The sequence below is a fragment of the Burkholderia sp. S171 genome, from assembly GCF_009766085.1.
Taxonomy (GTDB): Bacteria; Pseudomonadota; Gammaproteobacteria; order Burkholderiales; family Burkholderiaceae; genus Caballeronia.
In genome coordinates this window covers 143,994-156,158 of the sequence record NZ_LMUF01000001.1, presented here as the reverse complement: position 1 = coordinate 156,158, position 12,165 = coordinate 143,994, and the positions used below count along the sequence as shown (strand labels likewise).

The following is a 12,165-nucleotide window of genomic DNA, read 5'->3' as shown; positions in this document are numbered from 1 at the left end:
TCCGCGTGGTTGTCACACAGAGGATAAATCGTGGAGTACGTTATACGGCGGGGCGGGACCTACCATTACAGGCGGCGCATACCTGCGGACCTCGTAGCGGCATACGGTGGAACAAAGGAATTCCAGAAGGCTTTAGGGACATCCGATTACAAGGAAGCCCGGCTGCTGCGCCCTCATGTGGATGTGGAGTTCAATAACCTGCTCGCACGACTGCGCGCGGAGCTTGCGAATCCCGTTACGGAGGTTGATCCGCTCACCACTGCTGAGACGTGGAACCCGCACCTAGTACAGCTTGACCGATCAACACCGGAGAACAGGCAGGCCGTGGATGCATGGGAAGCTGCTGTACGAGACGAGGCGGCACGTGATCCTGTAGTGGCGAGGCTGCTAGCTGAGGATGCAAAGCAGTCGCGCATGCTGGATAAGCAGCGCATGCGCAAGGAGGAGATGAAAGACGCTATACGTGCAGTCTTGGAGGAACAAAGGGTATCCCTCGCACCGCCTCAGCCCATCCAGCCGTCTCCAGGACCTGTACCCGCTACCCATGTAGCCGAATCGCCCACCAAGCCTAGCACGGGGCTTATAGGGTTACTTCCTGTATGGCAGAAAGTTAGACAGCCTGATTCGTCTACCGTGGCTACGATGCACATGGTTATCTCTCGGTTCCATGAGGTAGCCGGTAAGCATCCGGCACGGTCCTACACCCGACAGCATGTGATTGATTTTCAGCAGTCCCTCACCGATATGGGATTAGCTCCAGCTACCGTTAGAAAACAGATAGCTCTCCTTAGGACACTGTTCGGGGTTGATCCCAGTATCGGCAATCCGACTCAAGGAATACGCACTGAGGGCAAGAGCACACGGGGAACGGCAAAGCCTCCGTTTAGTCACGCAGATTTAAATTTGATATTCGCTAGCCCTGTGTATTCCAAAGGGCTACGTCCTGTCTCTGGCTGTGGCGAGGCCGCTTACTGGCTTCCGTTGCTTGGCTTATTCACAGGCGCACGGCTAGAGGAGCTAGGCCAGCTATCCCCGAAAGATATCCGCGAGGAGACGTACCGCGATGGTAAGGGCATCGAGAAAACCGTACCAGTGATCTACGTTACTGACGAGGGCGCAGGCCAAGGTATAAAGAACGCTGCATCTCATAGACGCATACCTGTGCACAAAGCTTTGTTAGACCTAGGGTTCCTGAAGTACGTAGCCAGCCAAAAAGGAGCGCGACTGTTCCCCGCAATGACACCCGATAAATACGGACGGGAAACGTCCAAGTTCTCAAGCTGGTTTCCAAAGTATCTACGGGCGAACTGTCCCGACATCGATAGTCGTAAGTCATTCCATTCTTTCAGGCATCTGTTTAAGGATATCTGTCGGGAGTACGGTATCGATAAGGGGGTACGGGATGCTATACAAGGGCACAGTGAGGGAGACTCAGCCGGAGACTACGGAGGGCAGTTTCACCCACTTAGGCCGCTTGTGGAGGCTATGGCTAAATACAAGGTAACGGGGGTAAAATTGCCTGCGCCTTGATATTGCGACCTTTGTCAGTCCCGGCGATTATTCCGCACTCCCTAACGAGAATACAATGAGCACAAAACCAAAGCCAAGAGTTTTTATCGGGTCGTCTGTTGAGGGTCTTTCAGTTGCGTACGCTATCCAGCAAAATCTTACGCATGATGTTGAAGCTACAATTTGGAGTCAGGGCGTATTCGATCTATCGCGTACTCCTATGGAGTCTCTAATAACGGCGGTCAATACAAATGATTTTGCTATATTCGTGTTTAGCCCTGATGATATTGTTACGCTGCGTGGGGAAACGAATCGAGTCGTAAGGGACAATGTATTATTCGAAATGGGGCTTTTCACCGGAAAACTGGGACGCGACAGGGTATATTTTATTTCGCCTGACAAGATCGCCGGGCAAGAGGAACTGCATCTACCAACTGACCTGATAGGCGTTAGTTTTGGGGGCTACGACTCTAAACGCGGGGACAGTAATCTAGAGGCCGCAACGGGTCCCACGTGCAACCAAATCCGCAACCAAGTCAAAAAGCTTGGCCCGATTGAAGTTCGGATTGAGGTCGGAAAGCCAGACGAAACCGAGGCGACTAAAAGTCGGGGTGATTGGCTAAAGCCGTTTTTTGAAAAGGAGTACGGAAAAGCGAAACTTGCTTTACTTAAAGATATAGAGACGGCAGACGCCAGCGCTAAAGAAAATTACCGGGCGTGGGCGTTGTACGTTGATTACAAAATCGATCAATCGGCTGGCTTTCAGCCGCTGCGAGATTACTCAAGAGATAACCCATTAAATTCTGATATTCATCAGCTTGTCGCGTTATTCATGCGGTGGGAGCAGTACGTAGATGACGCTCTCGATTTCTTAAAAGGCTTGGACCCTGCGATACAGAACGATCCTACGATTATGATCGCTCTAGCCGAGAGCTACGTTGCGGCAGGTGATTTTGCGTCCGCCGTTGCTTCTATTCCAGAGCACGTATACCTGACTAATGCGGACCTAGCAACACACCTCGCGGATATGCATGCGACAAATAACGACGCATCAAAAGCTTTTGAAGTGTGCCGCGCTGCTTTGGTCAGATCACCTAACAGCGAGTCACTACGCTATAAGTCTGCACGCCTAGCTGCAGATTTGGGGCATCAGAAAATTGCGGCTTACCTTCTAGATCGACTGTTAGACGATTTTCCCCAAAATGGAGACTATTGGGGCTATCTTGCTAACGCATGTTTAGCTTTAGATTTAAACGATCAAGCTATTCACGCTTACCGCAAAGCCGATAAGATTTTCGAGGGTACCGCTGAGTGGATACAAGGCAACATCGGTAACCTGCTGGTGAATCGGGGCTTACCGTCCGAGGCACTAACGCCACTAAAACGAGCGATCGAATTAGATGGAGAATCGCAGTACTCACTACAGAAGCTAGCCAAGGCTCTTACAGATAAGGAGGACGAGCGGAAAAAACTAACCGAAGTCTGCAAAGAAGGAAAACTACTACTGCGCAGATTCGGAGAACCCCCTCCGCCATCGACCCCTGCTAGCATGCTCCTCTCCACCCTTCTTACGGGACCGGCAGCATAATTCGCCCGGTCCAGTACGTGCAATAATGAGCATGCACTAGCGGCTTGATGTGAAGCTTCCTGGCTAATCCGCTATAGCACGCAACGCCTCAAGCTGATCCGCAGCAATCTCGATTACATCCTCGTCATTAAGGAACTGGCGGTGCTTGCGGAACTGGAACTGCGCAAAAGGTACGCCGTAACAGGGAGCCACACACTCTACTTCGCCTTCTCCGAAAAGCCGGACTACGGTTCCCCTTAGCAGCCAGTGGATATAGTGGTCCTCAGGCTCTACCTTCTCCGTAACGATGATTCCGTAACGTGCCATGCTAGCTCCTGGTTATTGTTGAATCTGGCAGTTGGTCGTAACCGTTGCGCTACACATCGGCGTAGATGTGGGCGGTGTCGGATTAATCCGCAGGTTCCACAGTGTTGTAATGTCGGAAGCTACGCGCTGCGTCCGCAGATTAGTAATGTACGTATCGGGAGTCAGGCAATCGGTGCCCATGTGCCCCGCTGCTTCAGCCGGAGTAATGTTACCTACTGGGAAGTTAAGGGACCGTGAACCGCCAATAGCTAACGCCAGTCCACCAGCAGCCGTCATAGTGCTGGACGCGTTACACGTGGGGATCGGCATAACTACGAAGGTCTCCATACCTGCCACATAACCGCGTTGCGTAAATACTGTCAGGTCCTGTACGAACTGTACCGACTCCTCTTGCTGCGACAACACGTCCATCGTAGTGACCATATCCGGAAACGTGAAATTAACGATATTCCAATTAGTCGGATCGACCGTACCATATGCGGACTGCGGAGGAGATGCCCCGTTATCCGTTGCCATAATCAGCGCGTGGAGCGCGGTCCCGTCCATCGTCTGCACGGTGACATTAGCCGTTACGCCAGTGGCAGCGAGTGCGGCCGTCAAATCAGTAACCGTAGCGGTGGCGTTCGGATCAGACGCGGGAGTATCGGAAGCAGCATGGATAACTGCGGCGTGAGCTACAGCCGGTGCAGTGGCCTGGAGTGGGCTACCTGAATACGACAGCTTAAGAACTGGCGCAGGCGCAGCAGCGGACGAGGAGCTACCTCCACCACCGCATGCAGACAGGAACAGCGCGGCTACAGCGGATGCTACGAGCAGCTTTTTCATTGTTATTCTCAGTTTCGTTATGTTTAGGTGTACATATGGTCTATCCCGCAGACGAAGATTAGTCTGGAGTTACCCCGTATACAAGCGATTAAGGCAGGTTATTTTTAGCGGCTACGTTTAACCAGCACAATAAGTAGCGATATTAGACGTAAGGAGTTAGCCGTAACCTGTTTACCGATAAGGGAAATATGTGGTTTGCGGGTGTCACACAACCACTGTGCGAGTAGCGTGCGCGATGTGGACGGTTTACAACACGACCCCAACACGCAACCTGTGCGGGATGTCATATTCCACAACGTTCCTGCAGATAGTTTCGAACTTGTTACTGTGAGAAAGTAATAGCTGCTGGCGACGGCAAACCACTGCATACTTCTGCCGAACCACACATCTTAAGGACAGGGTATGGAGCATGAACTTATAGCGCAGATAGCGGCTCACAATCGTAAGCTCAGCGCGCTCCGTTTCGAGCTTACGCAGCTTAAGGCCGGGTATAAGGACACGACCACTGAGCAGCAGGAGCTAGCTAACCTGCTGGCGGAGATTGAAAGCTATACAGCAGATATGATTGCGTTTAACGGACAGCTTGAGCGCATCCTGAGCACAAATGTGTGGGGCTGCGGACTGCCGTTGCCTTTGCGGTCGCCTCAGCTTATATTGCGAGGATCGAACAAAAAGAGACCAACTAAAAATGGCTAGACCGCGCGTTTTTCTAAGCTCCACCTACTACGACCTTTACCAATCAAGAGAAGATATAGAGCGTTTTGTTCGGTCGCTTGGTTACGATTGCGTAAGGCACGAGGCCGGTGCCATTCCGTACTCGAAAGACACCAAATTGGAAGCCTCCGCTTATAGGGAAGTAGAATTATGCGATATGCTCGTTACGATTATCGGTGGCAAATTCGGTTCTGAATCTAAGGATGAAGAAGGTAGCTCAATAACTCAAACCGAAATCACGCGTGCGCTCGAAAAAGGCATTCAAGTTTACGTATTCGTGGAGCAAAATACGCTCACTGAATACAATACTTGGAAATTAAATAAAGAAACTACAGGCATGCGGTTCAGGTATGCAGATGATCCCAGAATTTACAGCTTCCTGGATCGTCTATACTCGCTGCCGCAAAATAACGCTATTACTGGCTTTAAGACCATTGCAGACGTGACCGCATTTTTACAAGAGCAGTGGGCCGGATTGTTTCAACGTTATCTAGGGCAGCAAAAAAGAGCGTCAGAAATATCATTAATAGAAGATATGAAAGGAGTTGCCGCGACTCTACAGGAGATGGTGAATTTTTTGTCGGTATCAAATCAAGACCATGCCGAGGCGCTGCAATCAATTATATCGATGAATAACCCCATCTTCGCATGTCTTGCGAGGCTTACAGGCACGTCATACCGCGTGTTCTTTACTAACCACGATGAAATGACGAAATGGCTGAACGTACGTGGATTTACGATAGGTGAAGAAGGAATGCACGCTGAGGGAAGTGTGGAGGAATGGTACAAGGAGAAGCTGGGATGGATTGAGTTTAAAAAGCAGTTCTTTAACGATAAAGGCGAGCTTATCAGCTATTCACAGACAGGATGGAGCGACGATTGGATAAGGTTTGTTAAAAGCGCTCCAGAGCCTACTCCAGCTAAGACTGGATTTGAAGATATGGACGATGATATTCCGTTCTGACGAGGAACCCGCTACGCAGTGGCCCAATCCAGCCCTAAGACGCGAGCAGTCGCGCTCTTATTTTCATCTGGTCAGTGTTAGCTAATTGCATGGCTGCTGCGTCAAGATTTAAAAATTCGCTAATTCCAAATCCTCGGATAGCTAGAACGGTTTTCAACGGTATAAGATTCCCTGCGAATCTCAGTCCAAAACAATACCAGGGCATTTCAGTCTCGTAGCTAGCAATCCGCTCATATGAGTACCACCTATCTCCTAGCTCTATTCCATCAGGATGAAACGTGGTCTTTAGCATGGCCTCTCTTACATTAGAAGCGTTAACTCCAGCACGCACAGCATCTCTAATACCTACGCCAGTTACAGCTAAATCCACTCCATAGCCACGACCGGCCAATATGGGGTCTACCAATGATTTCGCCCTAACACTTAATATACGGCTAAGTCTGGTAGCCATAAATGGCGTTGTCATAGGCATGCCGCACGCAGAAGTAAGCATAAGCGCTAATTCATCTCTCGTTCCTAACGCTAGTTTGGGATTATTGCAAAGGTTAGTTGCGAGAACGGTAGGCCAATTTTTAGCCCCGTCATTGATGTACACACTACTGATAACGTCAATATCAACGCCGTACTGTGCTGCTGAAATCTCCTGCTCGTTACCTTTGGTCCGCATGTTCATCTTTACTGCAGCGTGAACCATTGCCTCACCAGTGTCCAAATTCGTACCTCCAAAATCATAGGTTCCACCATGTACCAGTTTTTTGTGCCCCCACCCCCTTGATACCAATCCACGGTAGAATGGGCCTCACAGACTGAAAAAGTACCTCATGTACCAAGTTATCACCAACCCCCTAGCCACCTTTCCTATGGTCCGTGTGCATCTACTTATTCCAATGATGGTCTGGATTAGTAGGTAGTCCAGATTCATTAGTTCGTGTCTTAACCTTGTAACCTAGATCACGGTTAGTCTTATCCGTATGGCAGACTTCACAAAGTAACTGTAGATTATCATCCGCGTTATTACCACCATTAATCAATGCAATCTTATGATCAACAATACCGGCCTGTACTCCGATATTACATGACTGGCATGTATATTGATCACGCTCTCTAATACGTAGTCTAATCCTTGACCATGCATAACCTGATACGTCATCTATACGCACTGCATTACCTGCAGCAGCTACACGTATCTTCTGTTTAGCAGTCAGTGGCCTATTACGTATTGGCATATTAGGACTACACTGTAGACAGCTAATACTAGTCATACTAAATACATACTCAGGATGTTTAGAACAGTCATTCATACATTACCTCAACTAAGAACAGGCGACATCAATGTAGAACATTCAATAAACAAGCTCGATATTGTTAATATCTACAATTGATGCACCAAAGTTGTGAACTCTATCGGCCAGTGAACCTTATAGCTAATAGCAGCGACCTAATGAGGGGGGGGTAGTGATAAATATTTACTTCGAAGGTCAAAGCGCCGACAGTTCAGACTTGCTTTAACAAAAGCCCAGAAAATCACACTGAGAAAGCTAATTGTTTGTAATTTTTGCCTATCTTGGACTATCTCACGGGTAATCGCGGAATTGACGGATCATGGTCCGCGCCGTGCATTCTGGGGATAAGCTCGTCGTCTTCTGTGTCCTCATTATCAAACCGCACCCTTTCTGAAGCCCTACCTCTAAGGACACGGGTTTCAGCCGGTGACTTTAGCCTTAATGCAGTAACTAACTTAAGGCAAACTCCGGAACAGCGTGCAGCTTCTGCGAGTAACGGGTGAGGCTTACCTGCTAGCATTAACGCACCCTGATCTAGTTCATCTCTTACGCGTCTCTCTAGTGCCCTAGACTTACATAAATCCGCGACTAATTCTAAATCGGATTGAGACCAATCATCTGCATGCCTCGATTTTATGATTCGATCCCAATAATCAGCCTCAGCAGGAGTAAGGCTTATATACTCTGGAATTAAAATCTCTACAGCGGACCTTCTAATATCGTCAACACTCCTATTCCGTGCCATTAATCAGCGACTCCTTATAATCAGACTCCTTTCCGTCACGCATACCGACTTCGATTGAGTGCATATTCTGTGCAATTCTCGCCACTTCATACCACTGCACCGCGCTTTTACGTAGCCGTGCAATCTCTTCCGGCCTGGGTCGCTTAAGTGCAGCAATCCGGTTAGCTTCAAATCGGTCGTTATTGGCGTTCATCAAAGCATGCTGGGCCGTTGATAACAACCATCCGTGCTCACCCTTGCAGCAGTCCACGGCCCGAACGATCCTTGCATCTAGCTCCGTCATGGTCTTAGCCGTTTGCACGCCCAGGCCATTACCGTAGCAACGTTCCAACAAATCGATGCGCAGCCCCTCATTACTTTTAGCCCACGTCTTACCCCGTGCGTAGATAGTGGTAGGTACTCCTACGCGTTTCGCTGCTGCTACAAGACTCATACGGCTCATTGTGTATCCTCATGATTTTCAAATCGATCAATATCCGCTGCGGCTACTAGCTCTCCAGCGGTCGCAAAGGGCACGCCAATGTCACGGCATAGCTCAGCCAGCCCATCCATAATCCACTCACCTAGGGAGACCGACACGACGCCTAGGAATGGGTCTCCGCTCACCGTAAACCGAGGAGATGCAATCTGCACTAGCTCAGTAGCCTTAGCTCGGAAATAAGTTTCCACTGGAATATCTGCCTCCCTCGCATCCGTGATTAGGCGCTGATAGGCCGCCCTACTCATATAGAAAGGGGTGTCTACCCTTACGTAGCTGGTGCTCATACGGTTACTGCGTAGTTCGCCAGCATCTCGCCAAGGCACTCACGAGGTACGCCGTTAGCTGCGGCAATACGTACAAGCTCCCTATGTACGCCTGCGGTAATGTTGATGTTCTTCGTAATCGATAGGTCGTGCGCGCTGTACTCGGTATCGTTAAGCTTGCGGAGAGGATCGCGGAGCAGGGTAACTGCTATTAGCCGTAGCATGGATTCAGAACTACGGTTACCGTTTCGCGATGCCAAAGTACGGAGGCCCTTGTATCCTGTTTTGCTGAAGTGAAACATGTACTCGTCGTTACTAGCAGGACTACGATATGAATCCATTACTCGGCATCCTCCATAAGCTCAAGGGCTACCGCCAGGAATTGCGCTTGTGCTAGTTCGGTCTGCAGCGACTCTTGACGTGCGATGAAAGCCAGTGCCTCACCAGCAAGCGTCAGATGAAGGCGCGCGATGTTAATCCGAGTCAATTCTAGTTGTGCTGCTTCTGCATCATTCATTTGGTATCCTTAGTTATTGATGGGCGACAATTCGCCGCCCTGTTATCGATCAGCTAGCGTACAACTCAGTAACCCATTTTCGATGGGGGCCTGTCAGATGCTTAGCCAAAGCGTGCAGCCCGTTCGCGCACTGAGGGGATGCGTCATTGAGGAATTGATGGGCTAGACCCTTGGTAGTCACAGTGAGAACTGCTGAGGGCTGTGCAAGGCTCTTAAACGCCGTAATGATCGCGCCGGGATTAGCTGGGATAGCAACTAGCGAAAGCTCGTGGATGTCCGCTTTCGTGTACCGAGTCCCTTTCCCTTTTCCCAGAGGCTCAGACGCCAGCGGACGAAAGCCGATACTGACACCCTTGATAAGACCCGCCTTGACGCTATGCCAAGATTCCTCGGTCCTGTCCTTAACTGCGCCGGGTTCGGTAACCTTAGCGATGGTAGCTTTGAACGGCAAACCCTTCGCAGTAGGCGTACCGAACTGCACATTACCTACGGGATGTGCGTGGTTGTGGTTCAGCAGCAAGGGCGTATCTTTTCCGAACGTCAACCCTAGCGGTTCTACGATGTCATTTACACGGTCAAGCTGCGGCGTAGACGCAATGCCGGTAATCTCCCTGCGCTCCTCGTCAATCGCCTTAATGACGACTGCGGAAAATCCAGTTTGATTATGCATCTGGTGCTTCCGCTCGCAGCGTAGCAGCGAATCCATCGAAGCAATCGACAGGAACGAACGAGGGCCTATCACCAAACAACACCAAGTAAAAGTGACCCTTTCCGAAACAATTTCCAGGCGCGGCGAGGGTCTTAGCGTCAAGCGCTGCGTTCCTCTCGTCCAGCGTCAGGCCGTCCCAAGGGTAGACCCATTCATTGTCGTTCATTGCGTACCCTCAAAGGTGGATTTGAATTCGGAGAACTGCTCTGCGGTCATGTCTAGTACATACGGATTGATGTTAGGCAGGCCGATACGGATAGAGAAGCCCTTGGTAGTTTTGACCTTAGCTTTGAGGGCAGAAGCCCTCGCATCCGGAGTCATCGCAAGGCGATAGGCGATACCGAAAGCCGCATGTTGAGTAAGTTGGGTACTCACGACAAGGTAACTTCCACTGCTGCGCCAGGAACAAATTCGAAGTCAATGTACTGCTTAGCCAGAAGGGCGCGCTTGCCTTCTTGGAACATAAATGCAGGCACAGTAGAGGTTGCAGTACCTGAGCCATCGTCCATCGTAATCGCGGCCTGATCCGACATATCAACGGTAGCGCCGCCGATGTACGCCAACACGCGCGAACCATCCACGATAATCAGCTTTCCTACAGGGGCCGCATACGAGGTAATGACCGGGAGACCACCGTAGTTACCACCAGCAGCCGTAATGCTCTGTTCGGTAGGACTGCGGAGCGTGACAGCCGTAAGAGGATTGACGATAACGCTTGCCTTACTCAGGTCGCCCGTGAATGCCAACACGCCGGCATTGAATGAAGCAGCTTGCACCGCCACTGCACCTAGGCCATTTGGCGAGACCGCATCACGGGATTGTGATCCCACGAATGCCTTATCGATGCCACGGCTCAGTGCCCGTTGCAATTGACCGGAGATGACGCCCTCTGCAGCATCTCCAGAAAGGCGGAGAAGCTCCTCTGTCACGACACCCACAATAGCCACTTTGCGGATACCGGAAGCAACGAAACTGAAATTCCCCTGGTATCCCGGTGCGCTCAGATACTCGCCTACGAATGGCGCGATGACAGGTGAGCTTTCAACGGCTACCCGCGTAAGTGCTGGGACCTCAATAAGGCCCTGCAACTTCCCAAGGATCGAACCCGAGAACACAGCCTGCACGAACTCGTCACGGATCAGCGTTTCATTTACAAGGCCGCTACCTGCAGCTACGATAGGATTAACAAGTGCCTTAGTGACTTCTGCGGATGTTCCGAACCGCTTAGCGGAGTATTCCTGCATTTCAACAGGAACTTTAACGCTGTCCGCATATGCCCAGTTGAAAAGTGTGTTGACGATTGCTTTACGGATAATATTTGATGCCATAGTTATAAGTACTCTTAAGTATTGTTTGCTGGCGTAGAGAATTCCACACATCAGCGGTAGAGCTAGCGGCTAGCCCGCGCGTTATGCGGATGGGCTGCTTACTTGATCTTTGTTACGTACCAGCGCGTCCAGTCGATCAGCAGGCGGACGGCCTATGAGTGCCTACTAAAGGAACGAGATATCTACGGCCATGTAGGACCAGCTAACGGCCTCTTTGTAGCCTACGTAGTTATTGAAATTGCTTGTATCCCCGAACATATGAATATGTGTGGTAATGGTCCCACCTGACGTGTTGAATAGTGAGAACACAACACCCGCGTTACTAGCACCGCCCGAAGTACCGCCTGTACCGAATGCAGGTTGCACGCATGCGAAACCTACACGCTGAGATACTGCGAATGCGGAACTACCCTGAGGTTCTGACCAAGTACCACTATCGCTCGTAAATCCCGTAGAGCCGTATGCGTACTTCGGATTACCTTGTGCGAATCCCGCAACACGTGCAAACGGTTTAACTACGTCCGCTATAAGTGCACCTGACGCATCAAAGACCTGTAGCCCAAAACTACTAGGTGCGCTTATGGCGCTAACTTGATCGAATACATAGATGGTCACGGGCACAGAGGAGTCACCCACTACTAGCAGCGTCCACGAGTTGTTAGAGCCGGGAGTCCACGTCATGGGAGCAGCGTATCCAGTGGGGCATTCGAACACCACTAGCGGATTAACGGCAGTAAAGCTAAAGGTGGTTTGGTTACCCTGGGAACTGTAGGTCGATCCTCCTGCAATGTTATACACGAGGAAGCCGGAAAAACTCATAGTCTGCGTTATCTTCTGGCGGAGTTGTATATTGCCAAGTCCCGCTACGCTGTCTATCTGCGCTACGTTAGAGCCGTCCTGTGCAAATACTTGAAAACCTGCTGTCATTAGTAG

General features: G+C 50.3%; 13 protein-coding genes. 4 read left to right on the top strand and 9 right to left on the bottom strand.

Going from position 1 to position 12,165, the window contains the following annotated elements:
• Window positions 1–30 precede the first annotated feature (30 nt).
• Both GSQ93_RS00720 and GSQ93_RS00715 read left to right on the top strand, forming a co-directional pair.
• The gene (locus GSQ93_RS00720; protein WP_158933776.1) at window positions 31–1,530 is read left to right on the top strand and encodes a site-specific integrase; all 1,500 of its coding nucleotides are present in this window, start codon (window positions 31–33) and stop codon (window positions 1,528–1,530) included.
• A 55-nt stretch (window positions 1,531–1,585) separates the two neighbouring features.
• Entirely contained in the window at window positions 1,586–3,097 is a 1,512-nt protein-coding gene (locus tag GSQ93_RS00715) for a TIR domain-containing protein (RefSeq protein ID WP_158933775.1), read from the top strand.
• Window positions 3,098–3,160: 63 nt separating this feature from the next.
• Here the strand turns inward: GSQ93_RS00715 and GSQ93_RS00710 are convergent, their stop codons facing one another.
• Both GSQ93_RS00710 and GSQ93_RS00705 read right to left on the bottom strand, forming a co-directional pair.
• The gene (locus GSQ93_RS00710; RefSeq protein WP_158933774.1) at window positions 3,161–3,403 is read right to left on the bottom strand and encodes a hypothetical protein; all 243 of its coding nucleotides are present in this window, start codon (window positions 3,401–3,403) and stop codon (window positions 3,161–3,163) included.
• 12 nt (window positions 3,404–3,415) lie between these two features.
• Window positions 3,416–4,228 (bottom strand): hypothetical protein, encoded by an 813-nt coding sequence (locus GSQ93_RS00705; RefSeq protein ID WP_158933773.1) that lies wholly within the window; start codon window positions 4,226–4,228, stop codon window positions 3,416–3,418.
• 402 nt (window positions 4,229–4,630) lie between these two features.
• Here GSQ93_RS00705 and GSQ93_RS00700 point away from each other — a divergent pair, with 402 nt between their 5' ends.
• Window positions 4,631–4,924 carry a hypothetical protein gene (locus GSQ93_RS00700; RefSeq protein ID WP_158933772.1) on the top strand — a complete coding sequence of 98 codons (294 nt, stop codon included), beginning with the start codon at window positions 4,631–4,633 and terminating at the stop codon, window positions 4,922–4,924.
• Window positions 4,917–5,906: a DUF4062 domain-containing protein gene (locus GSQ93_RS00695; RefSeq protein WP_158933771.1), complete on the top strand. Its 990-nt coding sequence runs from the start codon at window positions 4,917–4,919 to the stop codon at window positions 5,904–5,906. Before GSQ93_RS00700 ends, GSQ93_RS00695 begins: the two co-directional genes overlap by 8 nt.
• A 34-nt stretch (window positions 5,907–5,940) precedes the next feature.
• Here the strand turns inward: GSQ93_RS00695 and GSQ93_RS00690 are convergent, their stop codons facing one another.
• From GSQ93_RS00690 to GSQ93_RS00660, 7 genes are all read right to left on the bottom strand, one after another.
• Window positions 5,941–6,618, bottom strand: a complete 678-nt coding sequence (locus tag GSQ93_RS00690; protein WP_158933770.1) for a hypothetical protein — start codon at window positions 6,616–6,618, stop codon at window positions 5,941–5,943.
• A 163-nt stretch (window positions 6,619–6,781) separates the two neighbouring features.
• Entirely contained in the window at window positions 6,782–7,132 is a 351-nt protein-coding gene (locus tag GSQ93_RS00685; protein WP_254073694.1) for an HNH endonuclease, read from the bottom strand.
• 788 nt (window positions 7,133–7,920) lie between these two features.
• A complete protein-coding gene (locus tag GSQ93_RS00680; RefSeq protein ID WP_158933768.1) occupies window positions 7,921–8,376 on the bottom strand; it encodes a hypothetical protein in 456 nt (151 codons plus the stop codon).
• Between the two features lie 642 nt (window positions 8,377–9,018).
• On the bottom strand, window positions 9,019–9,195 hold the full coding sequence (locus tag GSQ93_RS00675; RefSeq protein WP_158933767.1) for a hypothetical protein: 177 nt from the start codon (window positions 9,193–9,195) through the stop codon (window positions 9,019–9,021).
• A 49-nt stretch (window positions 9,196–9,244) separates the two neighbouring features.
• The gene (locus tag GSQ93_RS00670; RefSeq protein ID WP_158933766.1) at window positions 9,245–9,865 is read right to left on the bottom strand and encodes an HK97 family phage prohead protease; all 621 of its coding nucleotides are present in this window, start codon (window positions 9,863–9,865) and stop codon (window positions 9,245–9,247) included.
• Between the two features lie 201 nt (window positions 9,866–10,066).
• Entirely contained in the window at window positions 10,067–10,279 is a 213-nt protein-coding gene (locus GSQ93_RS00665) for a hypothetical protein (protein ID WP_158933765.1), read from the bottom strand.
• Complete coding sequence (locus GSQ93_RS00660; protein WP_158933764.1) at window positions 10,276–11,232, bottom strand: hypothetical protein; 957 nt, start codon at window positions 11,230–11,232, stop codon at window positions 10,276–10,278. The genes GSQ93_RS00665 and GSQ93_RS00660 overlap by 4 nt, the downstream gene beginning before the upstream one ends.
• Window positions 11,233–12,165 lie beyond the last annotated feature (933 nt).